The sequence below is a fragment of the Aldersonia kunmingensis genome (genome assembly GCF_001646865.1).
GTDB lineage: Bacteria > Actinomycetota > Actinomycetes > Mycobacteriales > Mycobacteriaceae > Aldersonia > Aldersonia kunmingensis.
In genome coordinates this window covers 1-23,434 of sequence record NZ_LRRB01000301.1, presented here as the reverse complement: position 1 = coordinate 23,434, position 23,434 = coordinate 1, and the positions used below count along the sequence as shown (strand labels likewise).

The window sequence follows — 23,434 nt, the reverse complement described above, 5'->3', positions numbered from 1 at the left end:
CGTTCACCGTTCAACGCAACAAATCTTCCATTCACGTCATCGGATGTGCACGGTCAACTGGCTACGCGGTAACAGCGAGCACCGCCGCGAGCCCGAAAACCGCTGCGGTGGCGCACGCCTCGAGGATCGCCCGGCGCAGGGAAACCTCGGCATCGGTTCGGTGCGCGCTCGCCGCGACCACCCATGTGCGACGCCACCACCAACCGAGCACGACCAGCGCCGCGAACGCGGCGAGCTTGGCGACAACGATCCGTCCGTAGCCGGTGTCGAGCAGGTCGCCGACGCCGCCGAGGCGCACGAGCGCGTTGATCACCCCTGTCGCGCCCAGCACGATCACGCACCGCACCGCCCACACCGAGTACGACGGCAGCAGTTCCGCCCAGTCGCGGCGCGTTCGGGCGGTCAGTGCGATGGCGACGAGCAACCCGAACCAAAGCGCTGCGGCGAGGGTGTGTGCTGCCGCGAGGATCGAGCCGAACAGTTGCTGCGACATGTGCCCGGTGATCGGGCGCAGCACCAGCGCGACAGCCGCCAACACGAGCGCGACGTCGGCGCCACCGGTCGGGACTGCCCGGCCACGCGGATTCGCCGGGACGGTGCGGAACCGGAACGCCGCATACACCGCGACCGCCAGGGTCAGCGCGAGAACCACAATGCCGACGCGACCGGAGTTGATGTCCCGAACGAAATCGGCAAGGCCCTCCACGTCCAACTCGGTTGCGATCCGGTTCTCCACATCGGCCGCGGTGAGGACCAAAAGCGCTGCCTCGCAGGCGGACCACACGGCGGCGACCGCGGCAATCGAACGCCAGTCGGGCGCGCTCGAGGCACGGCCCGGCACAAGGCGAGGGAGGGCGGCGAGCCCGATCGCCACAGCGCCGAGGCCATCGGCGAGCGCGCGGACCATGCCTAAGGCCTGCGGTGTTGCCGGCGCAGCGAGCGCCCACGCCAGGAGGACGCCGAGCATGGTGGTGGGCACGGCCAGCGCGATGCGCCACCGTTCCGAATAGGTGGCCGTGCCCACCATCGCTCAGCCGTTCTTGGGTTTGCGCAGTACGAACGCCAGCCCACCCGCGAACAGCACGACGGCAACCACCACGAACGGCCAGATCGGCAGGCCGTCGTCGGAGTCGTCGGTCGCTTCCGTCGTTGCGGACGGGGTCCCGCTGCCCTCTTGGGTGAGCGTGAAGGTGCGGGTACCGGTCACCGCATGTCCGTCCGCGGACGTCACGCGGTATGCGACGGTGTAGTCACCGACCGGTCCGAGTTCGCCGAGGCCGACACTGACCGTCGCGCCCTGCACCGCCGGTTCACCGTTGGACCACAGGTTCCCGTCGGGCCCGGTCACGGTCAACGCGGCAAAGCTCTCCTGCAGCGCTTCGTTGAATGTGACGCTCGCCCGGTCCGGGCCGGATTCGACGCGCTCGCCGTTCGGCGGTTCGCTCGACACCACCACGGAATGGGCCGCGGCCGGTCCTGCACCGAGCAGTGCGCCGATCGCGATGACGAATATCGCGATCAGCAGGCGCTTCACGACCGGCGTCCGCGGAGGAATGCGCCGATGCCGAACGCCGCCCCGATTGCGCCGACCACGAGGGCAATGCCGCCGAGCCAGATCGCTGTCGAGTCGGAATCCGATTCGTCGGACGCCTCGTCCATATCGTGCATGGGCATGGCGGCGCCGCCGTGGTGGTCGCCGCCATGGCCCTCGGCCAGGGTGATTGACGGAGCCGGGTGTTCGGGCTCGCTGCCGTCCGACTTCTCCGCCTGATCCCAGGCGACAACCTGTCCGTCGCTGTAGGTCTGGGTGGCCGAGAAGCTGAGCTCCTCCGCCTCGGGCAGCGGGCCAACCGACAGCGGGAACTGCTGGAAGTAGCCCGGCGGGATGCCCGGTGCGCCCGGATCCGCGGTCCAGGTCACCGAGGTGATCTCCTGATCGGCGTTCTTTTCGATGGTGGACTGCCAGCCCGGCATCGGCTGCGGGCGGGCGGACTTGAACTCGGGCAGCGTAACGGTGAGCTTCGTCGTGGTGGCGGTGAGCGACTCGGTTGGCACCTTGAAGGTGAGCACGGAGTAGCCGCCCTGGGTGGCCCCGGGCGCATCGACGGTGACATGGGCCGCGGCGATGCCGGCGGAAAGCAGCACGGCGGAACCCGCTGCGGCGATCGTGAAAAGGACACGCGAAATAACGCTGTTCATGAGTTTCTCTCTGGGACTATCGGATTGGTGGTCGAAGGATGGCCGTCAGGCCGCCACCAGGGGAGGTCCGCGCCGAGAGATCGGGCTGGGGGAGGTGCCGCCGACCGGCGATGCCGCCATGAAAGTCTCTGTGTGCCAGGAACATCCGGCAGGGGTGAACCGTATGGTCGCCAGCCGTGCGACGGCATCCACGAAGGCCTGCAGTCGTTCGACGGCGAGAATCAATGCGCCACAAAGCACCGTGGCGATGCAATGGGCGCTCACCATCAGCAGCGGGCCGAGCGCCGACGGGGCGTGCTGATGGGCGGTCAGTGCGCCGAGCGTGACGTGACCGGCGAGCTGCCCGATGCCGAGTAGGGCGAGGGCCGCGGCCGGGCCGATGGCACGCAACGAGGCCGCGCATCCGCCGACGGCAGCGGCCAGCACCAGCACGATGGCAAGCGCGGCCGAGTCCGGATACGCGCCGCCGCCGAGACCGTGTGCGGCGACGGTGAGCGCGCCGGCACCCGCGCCGACAAACACGCCGCGCAGGCGATTCGGAGCGGGTGCGGCGGACATCGAACGTTGGGTCAGCGCACGCCGAGTCGGGTGAGCAGATCGGCTTCGATGCCGCTGAGCTCGCCGGAGATCGCCTGATGGGCGCTGCGGCGACGTGGGGCGGGCATGTGCTCGGCAGTGCGCACCGCGGTGTCCAGATCGGAGAGCCGCTCGCGGGTCGCGGCAACGAACTTCGCCGTTTCGGCGTCGTCGCCGTGTTTCGCCACCAGCCGGGCCGTCGAATGCTCCGCGTTCGCGATGCGCGCCGACAACTTCGCGCCGTGCCCGCTGTACTCGCCGAGCTGCTCGACGCCGACACCGAGCTGCGAGGCGCGCCGCGTGTCGATCTGGCCGCGCAGGTATGTGGCGCCGCGATAAGCGAGCGGGGTGAGGAGGGGGATCAGCACCCGGGCGACCCCGATGTACTTGCGCACGGACGCGACGCTGAAGGGGTCCTTCGTCGCCTTCTCGGCGAGCTTCAGATTGGCCTTCTCCTCGGCCTTCAGGGCCGAGATCTGCGCCTTCTCCAGCTTCCGATGCCCGCGGGAGTCCTCACGGAGGCGCTTGCGTTCGTTCTTGGCGCTCAGCTTGGCCTCGAGCTTTGCCTTCTTCTCCAGTGCCTTCGCCTCGGCCTTGCGGGTCGCGCGGGATTTGCGCTTCTTGAACAACCCCATCGACGGCCTTTCACTTGTAATCCGTGGCGGTGTCCCGATCAGGCTCACCCTATCGGGTCGGCCGAAGTGCCCGCGATGATGTCGCACCAGGCGGTAATAATTCACCCATCGTGCAACGCAACGGAGAAGTCGTGAACGGTCCGCAAACCGGCGCGCAACAAAGTACGGATGACGCGCCGTCACGCCGAGGTGTATTCGTCGGCCCTCGCCGGCTGATGTCCTGCCGACATCGGCTGCACCTCGACACCACCTTCCCGCAGCTCGTCGCGGGCGCAACCGAGGACTCGGGGGTCAAGCAGCGCCGCGATGCAGCGATGGCGCAGCGCTCATCGGTCCGTGACCTCATCGGTGCGGTCGTGGGCGGTCGGAGCATCTCGCGCGAGGGTTCCTGGTCGACGCGGTCGGCCGCGACAATGCAGGCCTTTGCCGACGGCGAGAGCCATATTTGGGACGCCGTACTGCCCTCCGAATCGGACACCGGCCGCGAGGGCGTCGCGGAGCTGCTGATCCGGGATCACGAACGCGGCGGCTACATCCCCGTGATTGTGGTGAACCACAAGGTCACCGATCCTCGCTCGGACCCGACCATTCTGGAGGGCGCCGCGATCACATCCGACCTCTACGTGTGGGCGCCGGCCACCGACCCGCTGCGCAAGGTTCGCTCGCAGCCACGCGACCAGATGCGGCTCGCGCATATCTACCGAATGCTGCAGCGGCACGGCCTCGCCAGTCCCGCACTGCTCGGCGGGGCGATCGGCTACGGCGCAGACTGCATCCTTGTGCACGACCTCGGGCCGCTGCTCGACGAGTACGACCGCCGCTATGCCGACCGCATCACGGTGGCGCGCGGCGAGATCGAAACCGAGCCCTCCCAGGTTCCCGAATGCCGGTCGTGTCCGTGGTGGCCGCGCTGCCAGTCGTGGCTCGCCGAACGACACGACGTCAGCCTGGTCGCGATCGGTTCGCGCGCCGAGGTACTGCGCGAGGAGGGCGTCCGCACGATCGACGACCTCGCGCGCTGGAACGGGCCGGCGCCGGAGAAATGGCAACACGGTCCCTTCGAGGACACAGTGCTCACCGCGCGGGCCTGGCTGGCCGGCGCATCCCTGGTTCGTCGCGTCGAGCACGTCACCGTGCCGCGCGCCGATATAGAGGTCGACGTCGACCTGGAGAGCTTCCAGGAGCATGGCGCCTATCTGTGGGGCGCGCTGCTGAACGACGTGGCAGCCGAAACGTCGAAATACCACCCGTTCGTGACGTGGGAACCGCTACCGACGCACGACGAGGCGCGCTCGTTCGCGGAGTTCTGGACCTGGCTGATGCGGATCCGCGCGGACGCGGTCAAGCAGGGCAAAACCTTTGCTGCCTACTGCTATTCGCGTGCAGCCGAGGACAAGTGGCTGCTCGATTCGGCGCGGCGGTTCGCCGGCGCACCGGGCGTACCGACCGTCGAACAGATTCGCGCGTTCATCAACAGCCCCGAGTGGGTCGACATCTACCAAGTGGTGAGCGATCAGTTTGTGTGTCCGAACGGCAAGGGCCTCAAGAAGATTGCTCCGGTCGCCGGATTCGGTTGGCGGGACGCGGAGGCGGGCGGCGAGGCGTCGATGGCCTGGTACCGCGAGGCCGTCGGCTACGAGGGCGAGCCCGACACCACGCAGCGCACCCGCATCCTCGCCTACAACGAGGACGATGTGCTCGCCACGAAGGCGCTGCGCGAATGGATGAGCGGCCCGGCCGACACCGCGGTGCCGTTCGTGGACGACCTGTCCGCGCCGTACCTGTCCTCGAACCCAGCCTGAGGCGCGCACTGTTCGCGCTCGTGATCACCGCGCCCGCTGCACCTGCATAACTGCACGTCGCAGCCTTTGCGTACGATGGCGGGCGTCGAATTTCGCGTTTCGAAGGGGACTGCAGTGACCACGCACGTCGAGCAACTCGAGTTTCAGGCCGAGACCCGCCAGCTGCTGGAGCTGATGATTCACTCCGTTTATTCGGAAAAGGACATCTTCCTGCGCGAGCTGATCTCCAACTCGTCCGATGCGCTGGACAAGCTCCGGCTCGAGCAGTTCAAGGACAAGGACCTCGAGGTCGATACCTCGGATCTGCATATCGAGCTTGCGGTCGACAAGGAAGCGCGCACCCTCACTGTGCGGGACAACGGGATCGGCATGTCCCGTGACGAGGTGGTGGACCTGATCGGCACGCTCGCCAAGTCGGGTACCGGAGAGCTGCGCAAGAAGCTCGCGGAGGCCAAGAACGACGCCGCCACCGAGGAGCTGATCGGGCAGTTCGGCATCGGCTTCTACTCGACGTTCATGGTCGCGGACCGCGTGACCCTGGTGACCCGCAAGGCCGGCGAACACCACGGCACGAAGTGGGAATCCGAGGGCGCGGGCACGTACACGATCGAAGAGCTCGAGCAGGCGCCGCAGGGAACCACGGTCACGCTGCACCTCAAGCCCGAGGACTCCGAGGACCACCTGTTCGACTACACCGCGGACTTCAAGCTGCGTGAGATCGTCAAGAAGTACTCCGATTTCATCGCGTGGCCCGTGCGGATGGATGTCGAGCGCACGCGCACGAAGCCGAAGGCCGAGGACGCGCCCGAGGACGCGCCGGCCGAGACCGAGACCGTCGTCGAGACCGACACCCTGAACTCCCGCAAGGCGCTGTGGACCCGCCCGAAGACCGAGGTCAGCGACGAGGAGTACAAGGAGTTCTACCGCCACGTCGCGCACGCCTGGGATGAGCCGCTCGAGATCATCCCGATGAAGGCCGAGGGCACGTTCGAATACCAGGCGCTGCTCTTCATTCCGTCGCAGGCGCCGTTCGACACCTTCATGCGCGAGCACAAGCGCGGCGTGCATCTCTACGTCAAGCGCGTGTTCATCATGGACGACTGCGAGGCGCTGATGCCCGAGCACCTGCGCTTCGTGCGCGGTGTCGTCGACGCACAGGACCTGTCGCTCAACGTCTCTCGCGAGATCCTGCAGCAGGACCGGCAGATCTCGATGATTCAGCGACGCCTCGTGAAGAAGGTGCTCGCCACGATCAAGGACATGCAGTCCACCGACGCGGACAAGTACAAGACGTTCTGGACACAGTTCGGCCGGGTCCTCAAGGAGGGCCTGATGTCGGACTTCGACAACCGCGAAACCCTGCTGCAGGTCTCGTCATTCGAATCGACGCACAGCGAGGACGAGTTCACCACCCTCGCCGGCTACGTCGAGCGGATGAAGGATGGCCAGGAGGCGATCTACTACCTCACCGGCGACTCCCGCCAGCAGCTCGAGAAGTCACCGCACATGGAGTCGTTCAAGGCCAAGGGCGTCGAGGTTCTGCTGCTCACCGACCCGGTCGACGAGGTGTGGGTCGGCCAGGTTCCGGAGTTCGACGGCAAGCCGTTCCAGTCGATTGCCAAGGGCGAGGTCGACCTCGGTACCGAGGAAGAGCGCAAGGCCGCCGAGGAAAAGCGCGAGGAGCAGGAGAAGGACTTCTCGGAGCTGCTGACATGGCTGACCGAGACGCTGTCCGACCAGGTGAAGCAGGTGCGACTGTCGGCGCGACTCACGGACTCGCCGGCCTGCTTGGTGGGCGACACGTTCGATATGACCCCGCAACTCGAGCAGATGTTCCGGGCTTCGGGGCAGCCGGTGCCGCATTCGAAGCGGATTCTGGAGCTCAACCCGACCCATCCACTGGTGACCGGAATGCGCACCGCACAGGCCGACCGAAAGGACGACCCGGCGCTGGCCGAGACGGCAGAATTGCTTTACGGCACTGCGCTGCTTGCCGAGGGCGGGGAACTCGAGGACCCGGCTCATTTCGCGAAGCTGCTCGCGAACCGGCTGACCCGCACGGTGTAACCGACTCCGCGGAGGCGCAATGACGACGCAAACCACGACGTCATTGCGCTTCGCCGTACTGCTCACGCTGTGCGGCGGTTTCATGGACGCCTACACCTACATCGCGCGCGGTGGGGTGTTCGCGAACGCACAGACCGGCAACGTCGTGCTGCTCGGCGTCGACCTCTCGGAGTCGAAATGGCACGCCGCCTCGCAGCACCTCTGGCCGATCCTCGCGTTCATCGCGGGTGTGGCGTTCGCGGCCTACATCAAGAGCGAGCGGGCGCACCGATGGGACGAGAATCCGGTCCGATGGGCGATCTGGCTCCAGGCGATAGTCCTGTTCATCGTGGGTTTCGTCCCGGATTCCGTGCCCAATGCCTTCGCGACCATTCCGATCGCCTTCGTCGCCGCTATGCAGATCGGACTGTTTCGCCAGGTCGGCGACCTGGCCTATCTGGCGATCGTCACATCCGGAAACCTGATGCGGCTCACCGAAGCCGGCTACGCCGCCCTGGTCGACCACGATGATGAACAGTGGTTTGCGGTGCGGGTGTATGGCGCGATCGTCACCACGTTCGCGATCGGCGCCGTGGGCGGTGCGGTGGCGACGAGTGCTTGGCACGAGCGCGCGGCGTGGATACCCGCCGGGTTGCTGGGAGCGACACTGGTCCTGATCTTTGTCGACAACCGGGTGCGACGAGATCGGCAAGCGAGCTAGGCGGTGGCCCGCCCCAGGGTCACGGCGCCGTAGGGCTTGGGCACGCCGTCTTGGTAGAAGTGCTCGGCGTCGGTGATGGCGAAACCTGCCGCGGTGACGAGGTCCTGCGGGTCACGGGTCAGGTGGCAACCGCCGGCGACGAGTTTCTGCAGCGGCTCGAGGCGATGCTGCCAGCGCTGGACGCTCTCGTCCGGCGCGAGGCCGTGTTCGAGGAAGGTGAACGTGCCGCCGGGGACCAGGACGCGCTGCACCTCGAGGAGTGCGGCGTCAACATCGGGGATGGTGCAGAGCGTGAACGTGACGAGCGCGGAGTCGAAACTGTTGTCCTCGAACGGCAGCGATTCGCCGTTCAAACCCGCACGTTTCACGTGAATCGTTGTGGCGTCCAAGCGTTTACGGGCCAGTTTCCAGCCGAGGTCTTCCGGCTCGACTCCGGTGACCGAATCGACGCCTGCCGGGTAGTGCGGCACGTTCAGGCCGCTGCCGAACCCGATCTCGACCACGTTGCCGTGCAAACCGGCGCAGACGCGATCGCGCAGGGGCGTGATCATCGATGAGCCGCAGGTCAGATTGACCAGCCGCGGCAGGACGTGCGTGCGGTAGAGCGCCACTGGATCAGCCTAAACCGGGCCGGACGGGTCAGCGGCCGCCGTACAGTTTTTCCCATGAACCGTCCCGGCCTCGGCGCGTTTGTGCTCGTCGCGAGCTGTCTTGCGCTCGCTGCCTGTGGATCGGATTCGGATTCCGACACGTCCAGCGCGGAGAGCCACGCGAGTGCGCTGGAACAGGCGGCCAGTGGCACGACCGGCGCCACGGCGGGATCGGCGGAGGCCGACATCGACGCCTGCGCGTTGCTGTCCGACGAGGACGTGGCACCGCTGATCGGGACCACTGTGCCCGGGCAATCGACATCGACGGATCCGGAGTTGCCGGGCTGCACGTGGGAGAACCCCGAAACCTACACGTCGGTGTCCATCGACATCTCCAATCCCGGTACCGCACCGGACAACACGTTGCCCGAGCCGGACCCAGCTCTACAGACCCGACCGGCCCCCGACGGAATGCGCTACTACATGACCGGTGCGGTCGAGTTCGCCGCCGACGACAGGGTGGTCAGCGTGCAAGTGGCGAACCTGAGCTCGGCAGAAGAGAGCGACGCCGCCGCACTGGCCCTGGCCAACAAGATCAAAGCCGAGATGAGCTGACCGCGCCCAGCGTCGCGTGACCCAAAGCGAACCGCCCGGACACCTCGAGGTGCCCGGGCGGTCTCAGCTCTGCCGAATTAGCGCGGCGCCATGCGCAGCGCGCCATCCATGCGGATGGTCTCGCCGTTGAGGTAGTCGTGCTCGACGATCATCTGGGTCAGCTGCGCGTACTCGTCCGGGCGGCACAGCCGCGACGGGAACGGAACACCGGCCTCGAGGCCCTTGCGGTACTCCTCGGTGACACCGGCGAGCATCGGGGTGTCAACGATGCCGGGGGCGATGGTGTTGACCCGGATGCCGAACTGCGCGAGGTCACGCGCGGCCGGGATGGTCATGCCGTGCACGCCGCCCTTCGAGGCCGAGTACGCGATCTGGCCGATCTGGCCCTCGAACGCCGCGACGGAGGCGGTGTTGATGATGACGCCGCGCTGGCCGGAGGCGTCCACAGGCTCGGTCTTCTGGATGGCGTCGGCGGCAAGGCGCATGACGTTGAAGGTGCCGAGCAGGTTGATGGTGATGACCGTGCGGAACAGCTCGAGATCGTGCGGGCCGTTCTTGGACAGGATGCGGCCGGCCCAGCCGACTCCGGCGCAGTTGACCACGATGCGCGGCGGAACGCCCGACTCGACGATCTTGTCGATCGCGGCCTTGACCTCGTCGTTGCTGGTCACATCGGCGGCGAGCAGCGTGACGCCGGCCGGGACGTTGTCGCCCGCCTTGTCGATCGACTGCTGCAGGTCGAGACCGAAAACGGTCGCACCCGCATCGGCGAGTCGCTTGGCGGTCGCGGCGCCGAGGCCGGAGGCCGCGCCGGTCACGATTGCGGCGGAACCCGAGATTTCCACGTTTGCATCTCCTCTTCTGGCAACCCCTCGGCCGCCGGTTGACGGACAGAGCCTATCGAGGCGGGAACTAAAGGCCGCCCGCGACCGTTTGTGAACATAAGTGTTCGCAAATGGTAGGGTGGTACTCATGACACGCAAGGCCAATGACCTAACCGGGCGCCGGGTGCTGATCACCGGCGCCGCTCGCGGGATCGGCGCCGCACTGGCGCGACAGCTTCACGCTCGCGGGGCGAAGGTCGCATTGCTCGGCATCGAGCCCGAATTGCTCGGTGCGGTTGCCGCCGAATGCGGCGATGCGCCGTGGCGCTACTGCGACGTGGGCGACCGGGCGAAGGTGGACGCCGCGGTGGAAGACCTCGTTGCCGAGCTCGGCGGGCTCGACGTACTCGTCGCCAATGCGGGTATTGCCAAGCAGTTGGCGCTCGTCGGGGGCGACCCGGAGGTGTTCGAGCAGACGATGCGGGTGAACACGCTTGGCGTCTTCTACTGCATCCGAGCCGCGGGTCCGCATCTCAGCCACGAAAACGGATACGTGCTGCTCACCTCATCCCTCGCGGCCGCGATCAACCTCCCGTTGCTCGGTGCCTACAGCGCGTCGAAGGCGGCGGTGCAGGCGCTCGGCAAGACGCTGCGTCAGGAGTTGCGGCCCTCGGGCGCAAAGGTGGGCATCGCCTACTTCGCCGAACTCGACACCGATATGACCAGCCGTGGGTTCGGCACCGAAGCCGCCCGGGTGGCGCTCGGCGGCAAGCCGCTCTCCGGACCGGCCCCACTGCAGCCGGCCATCGACGCACTCGAGCGCGCGATCGCGCGCCGCGACCGCCAGGTCGTCTCGCCGTCCTGGGTAGCCGGAGTGCTGCTCGTGCGCGGTATCGCGCAGCGGGTTGTGGAGCTCGGCAGGCGCGGGTCGGTGGCGCGTGCGGTTGAGATCGCGCGCGACGAGAAGGCGTCATTCACCACTGAACAGCCGGTCGCCTGAACAGGCGCCCGGGCGAGGGGCGAAACTACAAGGGTGACTGCTTCGGAGGAAGCCGTGTCGGCTGGATCGAAACGAGCCGTACCCAGTGTGTCGGTGAAGCTGCCCCGCGGGCGGCACGGGCTGTCCCGTGACGAGGTGGTGCACTCCCAACGTGAGCGGATTCTGCTCGCGATGGCCGAGGCGATGGCCGACAAGGGCTACGCCGCGACTGCTGTCGCGGACGTGCTGCGCCGCGCCAAGGTATCCCGGGAGACGTTTTACCAGCAGTTCTCCTCCAAGGAGGATTGCTTCCGGGCCGCGTACGCGCGCGCAGTCGAGCAGGTGATGCACCGCATCTTCCGCACCGGATTGGCCGGCGATGGAGATACCGGGACCGTCGATCCCGTTATCTTCCGCACCGGATTGGCCGGCGATGGAGATACCGGGACCGTCGATCCCGTCCGGCTCGAGCGGCTGCTCGGCGCCTATCTCGACGCGCTCGCCGACGAACCCGCATACGCCAGGATGTTCCTGATCGAGGTGTACGCCGCCGGGCGCGAAACGCTCACACAGCGCGCCGAGCTGCAGGAAAGATTCGTCGGCCTCATCGCGGACGTGCTGCACGCGCGCACACCCGAGCAGCACTTCGCCTGCCAGACCCTGGCCGCGGCGCTCAGCTCGATGGTGACGTCGAAGATCGCCGTCGGTGACGTCGAAGGTCTGCGCGCGCTGCGGGAGCCGATCGTGGACATGGTCCGCCGAGGTGGGCCGCTCTACGGCGAGTTCGCGGGATAGCCGCGTCAGACGTTGCTGGTCTCGTCGCTCGGCAGTGCGGCAACCTGGACATCGCCGCGAGCCCGCCTCGCGCGAAGCGCGAACCAGAGCCCCCGCCGCGACTGAATGGCGAGCCACGATCCGCCGACAAGAGCGGCAACGCCGATCCCGCCCGCGATCTGCAGCGGCAGAGCAGCCTCGGACGCGAACGAATCAACCAGCATCACGCCACCGAAGAGCAGGAACAGGCCGCCCGCGACCATCGCGATGACTCGCTCGGGCAGGTGCTTGCCGAGTAGCGCACCCACGCCGATGGCGAGCGCGTCGGCGGCAACCATGCCGATCGTGGAGCCGATCCACACGCCGACCCAGTCCCGGTCGGCGGCGAGGGTCACTGTCGCGAGCATCGTCTTGTCGCCGAGCTCGGCGAGCAGGAATGCCGACATGACGGCGAAGAATGCGGGAGCGCTGGTGCGCGTCGCCTTGGTCTGTTCGTCGGCGCTGAGCGAATCGCCGCGCAGCGTCCATAGGCCGAAACCGAGGAAGGCGATGCCGGCGGCAATGCCGATCGCGTGGGTCGGCAAGGCTGCGCCGAGGAAGTAGCCGATGGCCACCGAAACCAGGTGGACGGCTGTGGTGGCCGCGGTGATCGCGCCGAGCACGACCCACCAGCGGTAGCGCAGCGCGAACGTCATCGCCATGAGCTGCGACTTGTCACCGAGTTCGGCGATGAAGATCACGCCGAAGCTCAGTAGCAGGGCAGCAAGCATGGTTTTACGACTCCTGGTAAGGCATACCTAACGGGACTTGGCCGACATTACCCACGGTAATGAGGTCACACAACATCCAGGATTCCGAATTGCCAATGCGCACAATAAGTTTGGGAGCTACTGTGACTAAAGTTCGGGAACCCTTACGAGGCCAGCAGCATCGCCAAAACCGCGGTATCGGGATCGCTGATCGGGTCCACCCCGACCCGGCTCACGATGGACGTCACGGTGCCGTCGGACTCCGCCTCCACCCAGGCCGCGCGGTGGTCGAGCCCGAGGTGCGGAATACCAGGCAGCAGTAGGCATCCCGACGCCGCTCCGGTGCATTCCGGCAGCGAAGGACGGGTCTCCGACGGCGGGTGCAAAACCAGCAGAGCGTGCGGCTGATGCTGCGCGAAACGGCCCGGTTCGATCGCAGAATCGCCCAGCACAGTGCCCTCCGACATGACCAGTCCGACCGTGCCTGGCTGCGGATCGTCGGGCAATTCCTCGCGTGCACCGAACACCGTTGACGTGGAAAGCAAGCCCGGAAGTGTGGCGACTCGCACAGCGAGAACGAGCAGCTGGGCCCATTCCTTGGTGGTGTTCGGCCAGCGTCCGGAGATGACGAAGCCGCTCAGCGTCCCGGCGGCGTGAAAAGGAGACACCCCGATGTAGTCATTGGCGTGGAAATCGTCCTCACGCATCGTGCCTCCTCAGCCGTCCGCCGGGAAGCGCTGCGCGCGGCGTGATCCCGGTCACTGTTACCGGCCACGCTGCCCAGCGGGAAGATCAGAATGCGGCACGAAATGCCTGGCACACAATATGGACCGAGTGCCAGCACTCCGGAGGCGACTGTGCGCAATTGTCGTGAAACGACTGTGCGCGGCCGACGATTGGATTCGTCGGCCGCGCACAGGCGGAAAAGCTGATGTAGCGCGGGGCATGCCCCGAGAGTGCTACGGGAAGATCAGGCCACCGGTCTGCGACGTGGCGGCAGCGAAGCGCTGCTGCACGTCGGCCCAGTTGACGACGTTCCAGAACGCCTTCACGTAATCGGCCTTGACGTTCTTGTACTGCAGGTAGAAGGCGTGCTCCCACATATCGACCTGCAGCAGCGGGATGATGCCGAGCGGCACGTTGGCCTGCTGGTCGTAGAGCTGGAAGGTGAGCAGCTTCTTGCCGAGGGTGTCGTAACCGAACACCGCCCAGCCCGAGCCCTGCAGACCGTTTGCCGCAGCGGTGAACTGCGCGCGGAACTTGTCGAACGAACCGAACTGGTCGTCGATGGCCGCGGCCAGGTCGCCTTCCGGCTTGTCGCCACCGTTGGGGGACAGGTTCTTCCACCAGATCGAGTGGTTGACGTGGCCGCCGAGGTGGAACGCGAGGTTCTTCTCGTTCAGGAAGATCGCGGCGTGATCGTCCGCTTCCCGTGCGGCAGCAAGCTTTTCGATGGCGGTGTTAACGCCGGCGACGTACGCTGCGTGGTGCTTGGAGTGGTGCACCTCGTTGATCTGACCCGAGATGTGCGGCTCCAGAGCGCCGTAGTCGTAATCGAGATCGGGCAGGGTGTAGTCGGCCACGATTTTCCCTTCTCGGTCCGGGGCTGATCGGCCCACGTGGAAAATGTTTCGCTGGTCTAGCCAGCCTTTCCTATTCGTACACCTACCGCAACAAAGGTGATCACCCGGATCGGAACCCACCGCACACGTGTCCGGTCGTGTGTCTCGATTGGTCAGCCGGGTGAACTCCCCCTTAACATCAAGCGGCGTGAGCGAGAACGAGCGTGGCAGGCCGCCTCCCTCGCGGCTGTTCGCGCTCGACGCGTCACCGCCTGCGGAGCGATGTCAGCCCAGCACAGGAGCGAAGCCTGGGCAGCGCCCAACGAGCCGAATGCGGCTCGGTGGCGTGGATCTACTGCGGACCATCGCGGTTTTCGCGGTGCTCTACTCGCACATCTCGTATTACTTCATCGACGATCTGCACAGCCCGTGGTGGCTACTCGACGTTGTCAACAAGGGCCTGATCGAGGGCTTCAAGCTCAACAACCACCTCTCGTTCGTCGGGGTGGCGTTCTTCATGATTCTGACCGGGCTGCTGATCACCGGATCGGTCACCCGGCACTCGACAACGCACTTCCTCGGCAACCGGATCGGGCGGCTGCTCCCGCTGCTCTGGGTGTCGGTCGCGGCCGCGATTCTGCTCGTGAAGCTGCACATCAACGGGATGTTCAGTCCCCAGGACGGCATCGGCACCGTCGACGCGGCGCTGAGTTTCGTGCTCGGCGGGTTCTTCCTGAAACCCGAGGTCGCCGTCCTCGGCGTCACGTGGACGCTCACCGTCCAGATCCTCTTCTACCTGTACTGCGTTGCCGCCCGGCCGCTGCTGCGCGTCCTGCCGGGCATGGTGCCGCTCGTCGGTGCGGCGTTGTGCAGCGCGGCGCTCGCGTACAACGCGCTCGTCCCGGAAGCGGCGACGGTGCCGATGCTGTCCAAGATTGCCGCGACGATGCCCGCGATCTTCGTCGGGCAGATCATCTATTTCGCATGGAACGGCATCGTGAGCTGGCCGTGGCTGGCCGCCGCGATCGCGGCACAGGTCGGCGTCGTCGAACTCGCCACCGAGACCCACGCGTACTGGGCGGGCGAGCGCTACCTGTGGACGATCGTCGTGGTCACCGTGACCGTGCTGGTGCTCGCGAAGAGCCGTGGCGCGATCGCCTCATCTCCGGTGGTGCACTGGGTCGGCACCCGCAGCTACGCGATCTACCTGCTGCACACGCTGATCCTGTACCGGGTGTTCGAACTCTGCGTCGGCTGGCTCGGCACGACCGGCGCAATCACCGCTTTCCTCGTTGTCACGGCGGCGGCCAGTGAGCTCGCCTACCGGGCGGTCGAACTGCCCGCGAACCGTTGGATCAGCGCACGTCTGAAAACGCGCGAGCAACGCGACCGCGCGTAGCATTTTCAGCATGTCCTGGTATGACGAACTGCTCGGTCGGGTCGGAATCAAATCAGAAATGGTGACGGCAGAGAACGCGTTGCCGGGGCGCCAGGAAGCGATGCGGGTTCCCGAGGCGCATTACGTCAACGGGCATCGGTTGCAGCCGCCGTTCCCCGAGGGGCTCCAGACGGCGGTCGTCGCGATGGGCTGCTTCTGGGGCGCGGAGAAGGAGTTCTGGGAACTCGACGGCGTCTACAGCACGGCAGTCGGCTACGCGGGTGGCTTCACCCCGAACCCGACGTACGAGGAGGCGTGCTCCGGTCGCACCGGGCACGCCGAGGCAGTTCTCGTGGTCTTCGATCCGAAGGTGATCGGCTACGAGGGCGTGCTCAAGCAGTTCTGGGAGAACCACGACCCCACGCAGGGCATGCGGCAGGGCAACGATCACGGCACCCAGTACCGCTCTGCGATCTACACCGTCGGCGAAGAGCAGGCGACAGTAGCGAAGGCGACCGCCGATGCGTATGGCGAGCGACTTGCCGCTGCCGGCTACGGCGCCGTCACCACGGAGATCGCGCCGCTCGGCGAGTTCTACTATGCCGAGGACTACCACCAGCAGTATCTGGCGAAGAACCCGAACGGGTACTGCCCGGTGCATGCGACCGGTGTCAGCTGCCCGGTCGGGCTGGGTGCATAGTCCGGCTCCGCCGGGGTGGGCCTGAGACCCGCGCGGGTTAAAGCGGCGGCGCGACCTCGTCGGCTACCGCACGTGGATCGTGGTGATCGTGCGCGTCCCACCAGCGCTTGCTGTCCGCCATGAACGTGTGGAGCGAAATGTTCCTGCCGGTGTCGTCGGTTACCGACAGGTCGCCGAACCACACGCGCAGGTCGAGTTCGCGCGGGTCGGTGCCCTCCTGCAGAGACAGCTCGAGCAGGTGCTTGTCATCGGTGCCCGACAGGGTGGTGTCGATGCTGAGCAGCTCGCGCCACTGCGTCCAGCTGCTTTCGGGCAGGTCAATGAACTCCCAGCCGTGTAGCGCGGCGCCGCCGAAGCTCTGCACGACCTCGTCGAGCTTGTTCAGATCGAGCGGATAGACGGTCGCTTCCGTGTCGTTCCATGACTGTGCGCGCAGCGACGCCGCGATTCGCCCGACCTGATCCAGCTGAAGCGTCACCGGGCGATGCGAGCGATTCGACCCGTCATCGGGCAGCGTTAGCACGTCGAGCCGCATGGTGACCCGGGCCGCCGCCTGGTCGACCTCGATGCCGAGGCAGGTGGCCTCGGACAGCGCGCTGTTGAGCCCGGTTCGGTGTCCATCACTCCAGTCCACCTGGTCAGGCTAAATCGACTCGGCACGGCTGGCCCGTGGTTTCACCGGATCGTTCGGCGGCGTTAGCAGCCGCGATGCAGGAAGATTCAGATATCCGGAAAATCCTTGAAATCACAGGGAACCGGTCGGTTCTTTTTTGCGTCAGAATTGATGTCGGAGTTTGAAGGGCCATGGACCCTCGGGCTCGGACAGATCGACCCGTTGGGTGGAGTGGCTGTTCCGACGTACTGAGGGGAATGCCGGAGTGTCCACTCCACCTGATGTGGGTGCCGGCGGTCACACGATCCACAACATGTGGAGAAACCTGTTGAAATGTGGACAAGCCCGGTTTAATTCACCCGCCCAGAAGCGCAGGGATTGTGCACCCCCGGGAACATCGCGCCAAGGATGTGCGCGCACCGTGGAGCGTGACAGTATCGATCCCGTGACATTTCCTGGCACACCTACCGTCCCGATCGGCGACGTCCCGGCGGAGTTGTCCGCCGATGCCGTTCTGCTCGACGTGCGTGAGCCCGATGAATGGGAGCAGGGACACGCTCCCGGCGCTGTGCACATTCCGATGGCCGATGTGCCGTCCCGCGTCGGTGACCTCAACATGGATGCCGACATGTACGTGATCTGCCGCCAGGGCGGACGCTCCGCGCGTGTCGTCGACTACCTCAACCAGATCGGCTTCGAGGCAGTGAACGTCGATGGCGGCATGGTGGCGTGGCAGATGGCCGGTCGGCCGTTGGTCGCGGACGGCGAACACGAGGCGACGATCTTCTGATGCGACCGGGCATGCCGTCGAGTTCCGGGCCGCCGGTGCAGCTATGCGCGCGGTGTGGAGCGCAGTGGCCGGTGCACGGGCAGCCGATCCAGTGGTGCCCGCGCTGCCACGGCGTGCTGCTCGCCCCCGCTCGCCGGGACACCCCGGCACGAGCCCGCAACTACCGGTGGGTGGCGCGCAAGCCAGAGGAACAGCGCCGCGCCCGCTCCGCGCGGCCGGCCACCCCGACGCCGCGCTACGCGCAGACACCGCAGTGGGGCCTGATCGATCCGCCTCCGCTTCAACAGACCGACTCACGAGCCCCGCTGGCGTACTTCGCCGACCGCGTCGAACCGCTGTTGATCGTCACCGCGATGCTGTTCGTGCTCGCCGCGGTGGCGGAGGGATTCCGGTACGGCGTGCTGCTGCGCAACCGCGGCCACCTCATCGAGCAGTGGGTGCTGACCTGCTCCGATGCCGCCGTGTGGTCGACAGCGGTGATGTCGCTTCTGGCCGCGCTCTTCGCCGCGCTCGCTGCGGTCGGGTGGTTGATCCGTGCGCGCGCAGACGAATACGAAAGCCGCGGCCGGCACGATCCGCGTGCGACTCCGACCCTGGTCGCCGGTTGTGTGGTGCCGTTGCTCAATCTCGTCGCTCCAGGCGTGTTCCTCACCGAACTCGCGCAGCATCGTCCGCATCCGCAACGCCTCGCGGTGCGGATCTGGTGGTGCACATGGGTGTTCGGCGCAGCGATGGCGGTTGCGGCGATCGCGTGGCGCTCGGCGGACTCGTTGCAGGCCAAGGCGGATGGCGTCATATTCACGGCGGTCACGGATCTCGTCGGAGCCGCTGTCGCGCTGGTGACGCTCGCGACGGTTTTCGCGCTCGAAGGGCGGGACGTGCGCGGTCGCCCGCGCCGCGTGAAGCGCTGGCTCGCCGCCACCGGCCCGCATCGCCCGATCATCGAGCCGATTCGCGGCGTGGTGGACCGAGCCGAGTCTGAGCCCGCCGCCGAACCGGTGGACGCGGAGGAAACCGAGGTGGACGCTGCCGCTGACGCCGAACCGATCGAAGCCGCATCCGCCGACGATCGAGAAAAGGTGTCCGCGGAGTGAGCACGCTGGTCAAGCCGCCGTTCGTCGTCGCGCACCGCGGTTCCTCCGCCGAGCGCAAAGAGCACACGCTCGCGGCCTACGAACTCGCGCTTGCGGATGGCGCGGACGGCGTCGAGTGCGATGTGCGGCTGACCAAGGACGGGAAGCTGGTCTGCATTCATGACCGGACCGTCAACCGGACCTCCTCGGGCGTGGGACTGGTCAGCGAGATGACGATGGACGAGCTCACCGAGCTCGATTTCGGCACGCCGTCCGGCCCGGCGAAGATCCTCACGCTCAGCGACCTGCTCACGCTCGTGCTGGACTGGCGCAGCCGGCCGACCAAGATCTTCATCGAGACCAAGCATCCGGTGCGCTACGGCTCGCTGGTTGAGGCCAAGGTGCTAGCCGAGCTGCAGCGTTTCGGTATCGCGTCGCCGGCCTCCGCCGACCACTCCCGTGCGGTGGTGATGTCGTTCTCGGCCACCGCTGTGTGGCGTATCCGCCGCTCCGCTCCGCTTCTGCCCACCGTGCTGCTCGGCGAATCGTCCCGCTATCTCGGGGGCGGTGCCGCGACCACGGTCGGCGCCACCGCGGTCGGTCCATCGGTCAAAACGTTGCGCGAGCACCCTGACCTGGTGGACCGCGCGGCAGCGGCCGGTCGATCCACCTACTGCTGGACGGTCGATGACCCGGACGACGTGAAGCTCTGTCGCGAGCTCGGAGTCAGCTGGATCGCGACCAACCACCCCGCACGGACCAAGGCGCTGCTCGCCCAGGCGCTCTGACGAACTCGTCTGCGCAGAACCAGCGAGGGCACCGGCGCTGCGGCGTGTAGGTTCACGGTTCGTGGCTAAGAAGAGCAAGCGGAACACCCCGAAGCCGGATAGCAACCGGGCAGCCAAACTCGCCGAGCGGCGCGCCGAGCAGGAGCGGCAGGCCGCCGTAACGGTCGTGCGCCCGTTCGAGGGCCTCGCCGCCGAGTGCGATCTGGTCGCCTTGCGGGAGTTCGTGCCGTCCGCGGTCGCGACGCTGCCGATGCGCTCATCCGACCGCCCGGTGACGCTGGGAACGGTGCTGCCGGGCGCGGTCGCCGGGCTCGTCCGCGAAGAGGGCACCCAGGCGCGTGGGTTCGTCGCGGTGCAGACCCAGGTGGCCGGCCCCGACCCGGCGGCCGACATCGCCTTCGCCGCGACCTGGGCGGCAACCGCCGGTGCCGGGGAGACGCTGGCGGGGGCCGAGCCGGATGACAGCACTCCCGCGCTGGTGGATGTCATCGATCCGGCCGCCGAGCTGGACATCACCGTGCACAACGATTTCAACTGGTGGATCCCCGAGGGCGTGAAGCCGGACGCGGAAACCGCGGCGTCGGTGGAGCGAGCGAATCAGGTGATCATGCCCTCGGCGCGACTCGAGGGCCTCGCCGCGGCGTGGTGGGTCGATGCGGGTGAGAAGGCGCACTTGCGCTGGGTGCGGCCGGAATCGGAGGACGACCTGATGCTCGCGCTCGCGCGGCTGCATGCCCAGGGCGCGCTGCACCTCGGCGAGGGTTCGCGGTTCGCGGGTTCGTTCCGCACCTACGGTCTGCTCGTCCCCGTGTTCGACCTCGATCCCGAGCTGCACCCGAGTGAATGGAACTCTGCCGCAACCGAATTCGAGGCGAAGCTGCTGGAGGCGCTGGCTGTCGACGCACCGCTGACCTCCGAGGAGCGGCGTTCGCGTGACGGCATCCGAAGCCGTCAGGTCACCCTGCGCTGAGCGGATAAAGCTGCGCCGCACACCTTTTCGCTCTTCGCACACGCAATTGCGTATGCATCTGACGAAAAGGTGTGCGGCCGCTGTGGCTAGCGGGCTGGACCAGCCACCGGGGGAGCGCCGACAGAATCGGCCGGCGCACTCATTTCACGTGCGATGAAGTTCTCCAGATCGAACAGGTTGGATTGCGCGCGCTCGGCGACCGTGAGCAGAGTCGAAATGCTCGCGACTTCCTCGACCTGTTCCTTGAGGAACCACTGCATGAACTGCTCACCCATGTAATCGCCTTCGTCGCGGGCGGTTCGGGCGAGGTGAACGATCTGCTCGGTGACCTCGCGCTCCTGGCGGAGTGCGAGAGCGAGCGGCTCGCGGCTATCCGCGAAATCCGACTGCGCGCGGTCGATTCCGGTGAACTCGACCGAGATGCCGCGATCGATGAGGTACCGAACCTGCATCATCGCGTGATTGTGTTCTTCGACAGCCTGGTTGTAGAAGCGATTGGCGAGCTGCGGAAGATCGGCATTGTCGAACCAGACCGCGATAGCGATGTACTGGTGTTCGGCGGTCAATTCGTGGCGGATCTGATCCTGCAGCAGCGCATGAAACTTGGTGTCCGTAGACGCTGTCGCGGAGGTCATGCGGCAACGGTAACCGCAGGTAGAGCGCGTGTCACCCAAGGTTGCACTTAATTAGGACAGTATTACCTCAGAACTGGAATGCGTTGCCTGGGTATTTCTTTCGGTCCTAATTGGGCGGCGTGGCGCAGCTCATAAATCGACTGAACTCAGCGAGGCGCTACGGTCCGGGCGTAACAAGCTCCGGCGGCAGTGGTTCGTCCCGGGCGAGCGCGCCGAAAAAGAGCTTCGTGCGGTCGTCATCCCACACCACGACATTGCCGCTGCCCGTGTCCTCGAACCCGGCAATCGGAACGGTCGTCGTCACCAGATCACCGCGCATCGCCCAACCCAACGCCGCGAGGTTCCACAGGTGATCGCCGTTGTCGACGGTCAGCGCATCGGCGGTGCGAGTGGCCAGCGGCAGGGCGCGGAACGGATTCAGCAGTGTGGTCGGACTGGCGGCCTTGGCGGCGAGCGCATTCATGAACATGCGTTGGTTGTTCGCGCGCTGCAGGTCGGCGAGCGCCGTGGCGCGGCTGCGGACGAAGCCGAGTGCCTCGGGGCCGGTGAGGTTCTGGCAGCTGGCCGGGAGATTGATGCCCGCGAGCGGATCGTCGATCGGTTCGTCGAGGCACATCTTGATTCCGCCGATCGCATCCACGACACCGGCGAAACCGCCGAAGCCGACCTCGGCGTAGTGGTCGATGTGCAAATTCGTCGACAACTCGACGGTCTGCACCAGGAGTTGCGGACCACCGAAGGCGAACGCCGCGTTGATCTTGTCCTCGCCGTAGCCGGGAACATCCACATACGAATCGCGCGGGATGCTGATCATCGTTGTGGCACCGGACTTCGGGATGTGCACAAGGATGATCGTGTCGGTGCGGGCATTGCCAACGTCACCGCCGGTGGCCAGGGACTGTTCCTGATCCGGCGTGAGGCCGACGCGGCTGTCCGAACCGACAAGCAACCAGTTCGTGCCCGGTGTATCCCCGGGACGCCCCGGGTAGTCGGTCAGCGCGTCGATCCGGTTCAGCGACCGATCGAGGTAGATCACCGCGGCAACCCCGGCGAGCACGATCACCAGCAGTGTGGCCGAGATGATCCGGCCGATGCGGATACGCCGGCGACGCGGTGCGGGGTGGGCAGCCTCCTGCGGCGGTCGTCTCGCGGGCGGCGGTGGTGGAGTGGCGCGGCGAGGAGTCGCGCCGGGTGGACGATCGGTGTATCGCAGCGGCTGCTGGGGCGGTGCGTGCTGCACCCCGCCCAGCACGGCGCCGTGCGGATCGCCCGACGGGCGCGACTCACGCTGCGGTCGATGTCGTTGTGGCCGTTCCGGCGGCTGCGACCAGGCGCGCTCGTCCGGTCTGCCGTCATAGGGCCGCTGCAGGGGCCGTCCGTCGCGGCGAATGATCGCGGTGTTCTCCTGCGCGTCCGGCCACTGCCCGGCGCGCGGATCGGATGGCGGTGGACCCGGTCGGCGCGGCGGCTGCGGGCGTCCGCCCTGTGGTGATTGCGGGCGTCCGCCCGGCGGCGGGGGCTGCCGTCGCTGGGGTTCGCGCGGGGGTTCACCGTTCACGGTCATCGACTGTACGCAGGATCAGCGTTCCGCCTCCTTGTTGCCGCATGCCAAAATCGCCGACGTGCGAGTGGGAATGACAATGCCGGTGATGGAGCCAAACCTGGATGCGGCGACGCTGAAGGCTTGGGCGCGAGCCGTCGACGAAGGACCGTTCTCCTCATTGTGTTGGGGTGAACGCATCGCCTTCGACAATCCCGAAGCCCTGACGCTGCTGGGCGCGCTCGCGGCGTGGACCGATCGAGTCCGGTTGGTCACGACAGTCGTGGTGCCACAGCTGCACGACCCGGTGCTGCTCGCCAAGAGTCTGGCCACCGGTGACCTGCTCTGCGAGGGCCGGTTGACGGTCGGACTCGGCGTCGGCGGGCGGCGAGAGGACTACGCGGCCGTCGGGGCCGACCCGGCGACCCAGACCATGCGTCAGATGGCAGAGCGCGTGGCCGTGATGAAACGGGTCTGGGCGGGGGAGAAGTTCACCGATTCGGTGCTGCCGGTGGGACCGCCGCCGGTGCAGCAGGGCGGCCCGGAACTCCTGGTCGGCACGATCGGTCCGAAGACGGTTCGCAGCGCCGCCACCTGGGCAGCGGGCCTGGCCGGTACGACCCTGGATCTCGACACGGCCAAACAGAACGAACTCTTCGATGTCGCTCGTGTCGCGTGGGCGGAGGCCGGACGGCCCAAACCGCATCTCGCAACCTCATTCTGGTTCGCTTTCGGGGAACCGGCGGATGCGCGTGCACAGATGCACACTCATCTGCGTCGGTACATGAACTGGATTCCGGTGGAAATCGTCGACGCCATCGCCCCCAACACGGGGTGGTCGGGCAGCGAGGACGAACTGCTTGCCACACTGCAGC

General features: G+C 66.8%; 26 protein-coding genes. 13 read left to right on the top strand and 13 right to left on the bottom strand.

The features are described from left to right. Nucleotides 1–61 precede the first annotated feature (61 nt). Genes A8G08_RS24070 through A8G08_RS24050 form a run of 5 tightly spaced genes read right to left on the bottom strand, consistent with a single transcriptional unit; the run spans nt 62 to nt 3,410 of the window. Nucleotides 62–1,027 carry a CopD family protein gene (locus tag A8G08_RS24070; protein ID WP_068279854.1) on the bottom strand — a complete coding sequence of 322 codons (966 nt, stop codon included), beginning with the start codon at nt 1,025–1,027 and terminating at the stop codon, nt 62–64. A gap of 3 nt (nt 1,028–1,030) precedes the next feature. Then, the gene (locus tag A8G08_RS24065; protein WP_068279851.1) at nt 1,031–1,534 is read right to left on the bottom strand and encodes a copper resistance CopC family protein; all 504 of its coding nucleotides are present in this window, start codon (nt 1,532–1,534) and stop codon (nt 1,031–1,033) included. Further along, nucleotides 1,531–2,199 carry a YcnI family copper-binding membrane protein gene (locus A8G08_RS24060; RefSeq protein WP_068279850.1) on the bottom strand — a complete coding sequence of 223 codons (669 nt, stop codon included), beginning with the start codon at nt 2,197–2,199 and terminating at the stop codon, nt 1,531–1,533. The genes A8G08_RS24065 and A8G08_RS24060 overlap by 4 nt, the downstream gene beginning before the upstream one ends. A 45-nt stretch (nt 2,200–2,244) precedes the next feature. Further along, nucleotides 2,245–2,757 carry a hypothetical protein gene (locus A8G08_RS24055; protein ID WP_068279849.1) on the bottom strand — a complete coding sequence of 171 codons (513 nt, stop codon included), beginning with the start codon at nt 2,755–2,757 and terminating at the stop codon, nt 2,245–2,247. Nucleotides 2,758–2,768: 11 nt separating this feature from the next. Next, complete coding sequence (locus A8G08_RS24050; protein ID WP_068279845.1) at nt 2,769–3,410, bottom strand: DUF6474 family protein; 642 nt, start codon at nt 3,408–3,410, stop codon at nt 2,769–2,771. A 215-nt stretch (nt 3,411–3,625) separates the two neighbouring features. On the opposite strand from A8G08_RS24050, the gene A8G08_RS24045 reads away from it, so the two are divergent. The 3 genes from A8G08_RS24045 (at nt 3,626) to A8G08_RS24035 (ending at nt 7,979) form a co-directional block, all read left to right on the top strand. Next, nucleotides 3,626–5,212 (top strand): TM0106 family RecB-like putative nuclease, encoded by a 1,587-nt coding sequence (locus A8G08_RS24045; RefSeq protein ID WP_068279842.1) that lies wholly within the window; start codon nt 3,626–3,628, stop codon nt 5,210–5,212. A 114-nt stretch (nt 5,213–5,326) separates the two neighbouring features. After that, nucleotides 5,327–7,279 carry a molecular chaperone HtpG gene (gene htpG, locus A8G08_RS24040; protein WP_068279936.1) on the top strand — a complete coding sequence of 651 codons (1,953 nt, stop codon included), beginning with the start codon at nt 5,327–5,329 and terminating at the stop codon, nt 7,277–7,279. 19 nt (nt 7,280–7,298) lie between these two features. Next, the gene (locus A8G08_RS24035; protein WP_068279839.1) at nt 7,299–7,979 is read left to right on the top strand and encodes a YoaK family protein; all 681 of its coding nucleotides are present in this window, start codon (nt 7,299–7,301) and stop codon (nt 7,977–7,979) included. Here A8G08_RS24035 and A8G08_RS24030 read toward each other — a convergent pair. After that, nucleotides 7,976–8,590 (bottom strand): class I SAM-dependent methyltransferase, encoded by a 615-nt coding sequence (locus A8G08_RS24030; protein ID WP_425394594.1) that lies wholly within the window; start codon nt 8,588–8,590, stop codon nt 7,976–7,978. The genes A8G08_RS24035 and A8G08_RS24030 overlap by 4 nt on opposite strands. Nucleotides 8,591–8,644: 54 nt before the next feature. Here A8G08_RS24030 and A8G08_RS24025 point away from each other — a divergent pair, with 54 nt between their 5' ends. Further along, nucleotides 8,645–9,184 carry a DUF3558 domain-containing protein gene (locus A8G08_RS24025; protein ID WP_068279834.1) on the top strand — a complete coding sequence of 180 codons (540 nt, stop codon included), beginning with the start codon at nt 8,645–8,647 and terminating at the stop codon, nt 9,182–9,184. A gap of 77 nt (nt 9,185–9,261) precedes the next feature. On the opposite strand, the gene A8G08_RS24020 is transcribed toward A8G08_RS24025, so the two are convergent. Continuing rightward, a complete protein-coding gene (locus A8G08_RS24020; protein ID WP_068279830.1) occupies nt 9,262–10,029 on the bottom strand; it encodes an SDR family NAD(P)-dependent oxidoreductase in 768 nt (255 codons plus the stop codon). 127 nt (nt 10,030–10,156) lie between these two features. Between A8G08_RS24020 and A8G08_RS24015 the strand changes: the two genes are divergently transcribed. Together A8G08_RS24015 and A8G08_RS24010 are read left to right on the top strand one after the other, a co-directional pair. Next, complete coding sequence (locus A8G08_RS24015) at nt 10,157–11,008, top strand: SDR family NAD(P)-dependent oxidoreductase (RefSeq protein WP_068279827.1); 852 nt, start codon at nt 10,157–10,159, stop codon at nt 11,006–11,008. Nucleotides 11,009–11,041: 33 nt separating this feature from the next. Then, complete coding sequence (locus A8G08_RS24010; protein ID WP_245672983.1) at nt 11,042–11,782, top strand: TetR/AcrR family transcriptional regulator; 741 nt, start codon at nt 11,042–11,044, stop codon at nt 11,780–11,782. A 5-nt stretch (nt 11,783–11,787) separates the two neighbouring features. On the opposite strand, the gene A8G08_RS24005 is transcribed toward A8G08_RS24010, so the two are convergent. The 3 genes from A8G08_RS24005 to A8G08_RS23995 form a co-directional block, all read right to left on the bottom strand. Then, nucleotides 11,788–12,531: a TMEM165/GDT1 family protein gene (locus A8G08_RS24005; RefSeq protein ID WP_068279820.1), complete on the bottom strand. Its 744-nt coding sequence runs from the start codon at nt 12,529–12,531 to the stop codon at nt 11,788–11,790. Between the two features lie 143 nt (nt 12,532–12,674). Further along, on the bottom strand, nt 12,675–13,217 hold the full coding sequence (locus A8G08_RS24000) for a peptidase (protein ID WP_068279816.1): 543 nt from the start codon (nt 13,215–13,217) through the stop codon (nt 12,675–12,677). Nucleotides 13,218–13,469: 252 nt separating this feature from the next. Continuing rightward, complete coding sequence (locus tag A8G08_RS23995) at nt 13,470–14,093, bottom strand: superoxide dismutase (RefSeq protein WP_068279813.1); 624 nt, start codon at nt 14,091–14,093, stop codon at nt 13,470–13,472. A 310-nt stretch (nt 14,094–14,403) separates the two neighbouring features. Between A8G08_RS23995 and A8G08_RS23990 the strand changes: the two genes are divergently transcribed. After that, entirely contained in the window at nt 14,404–15,471 is a 1,068-nt protein-coding gene (locus tag A8G08_RS23990) for an acyltransferase family protein (protein ID WP_068279810.1), read from the top strand. A gap of 10 nt (nt 15,472–15,481) precedes the next feature. After that, nucleotides 15,482–16,150: a peptide-methionine (S)-S-oxide reductase MsrA gene (gene msrA / locus A8G08_RS23985; RefSeq protein ID WP_068279807.1), complete on the top strand. Its 669-nt coding sequence runs from the start codon at nt 15,482–15,484 to the stop codon at nt 16,148–16,150. Between the two features lie 37 nt (nt 16,151–16,187). On the opposite strand, the gene A8G08_RS23980 is transcribed toward msrA, so the two are convergent. Continuing rightward, complete coding sequence (locus tag A8G08_RS23980; protein ID WP_068279805.1) at nt 16,188–16,784, bottom strand: hypothetical protein; 597 nt, start codon at nt 16,782–16,784, stop codon at nt 16,188–16,190. A gap of 424 nt (nt 16,785–17,208) precedes the next feature. Here A8G08_RS23980 and A8G08_RS23975 point away from each other — a divergent pair, with 424 nt between their 5' ends. The 4 genes from A8G08_RS23975 (at nt 17,209) to A8G08_RS23960 (ending at nt 20,384) form a co-directional block, all read left to right on the top strand. Beyond that, entirely contained in the window at nt 17,209–17,553 is a 345-nt protein-coding gene (locus A8G08_RS23975) for a rhodanese-like domain-containing protein (protein WP_068279933.1), read from the top strand. Further along, on the top strand, nt 17,553–18,647 hold the full coding sequence (locus tag A8G08_RS23970) for a DUF4328 domain-containing protein (RefSeq protein ID WP_084436817.1): 1,095 nt from the start codon (nt 17,553–17,555) through the stop codon (nt 18,645–18,647). Before A8G08_RS23975 ends, A8G08_RS23970 begins: the two co-directional genes overlap by 1 nt. Beyond that, nucleotides 18,644–19,414: a glycerophosphodiester phosphodiesterase gene (locus A8G08_RS23965; RefSeq protein ID WP_068279803.1), complete on the top strand. Its 771-nt coding sequence runs from the start codon at nt 18,644–18,646 to the stop codon at nt 19,412–19,414. The genes A8G08_RS23970 and A8G08_RS23965 overlap by 4 nt, the downstream gene beginning before the upstream one ends. A gap of 61 nt (nt 19,415–19,475) precedes the next feature. Next, nucleotides 19,476–20,384 carry a DUF5926 family protein gene (locus A8G08_RS23960; protein ID WP_068279800.1) on the top strand — a complete coding sequence of 303 codons (909 nt, stop codon included), beginning with the start codon at nt 19,476–19,478 and terminating at the stop codon, nt 20,382–20,384. An 86-nt stretch (nt 20,385–20,470) separates the two neighbouring features. On the opposite strand, the gene A8G08_RS23955 is transcribed toward A8G08_RS23960, so the two are convergent. Both A8G08_RS23955 and A8G08_RS23950 read right to left on the bottom strand, forming a co-directional pair. Next, the gene (locus tag A8G08_RS23955; RefSeq protein ID WP_068279798.1) at nt 20,471–21,019 is read right to left on the bottom strand and encodes a ferritin; all 549 of its coding nucleotides are present in this window, start codon (nt 21,017–21,019) and stop codon (nt 20,471–20,473) included. A 157-nt stretch (nt 21,020–21,176) separates the two neighbouring features. Beyond that, the gene (locus A8G08_RS23950) at nt 21,177–22,412 is read right to left on the bottom strand and encodes an LCP family protein (protein ID WP_084436828.1); all 1,236 of its coding nucleotides are present in this window, start codon (nt 22,410–22,412) and stop codon (nt 21,177–21,179) included. A 241-nt stretch (nt 22,413–22,653) separates the two neighbouring features. On the opposite strand from A8G08_RS23950, the gene A8G08_RS23940 reads away from it, so the two are divergent. Further along, nucleotides 22,654–23,434 (top strand): LLM class flavin-dependent oxidoreductase (locus tag A8G08_RS23940; protein ID WP_068279926.1); only part of this gene is annotated, 781 nt, incomplete at its 3' end.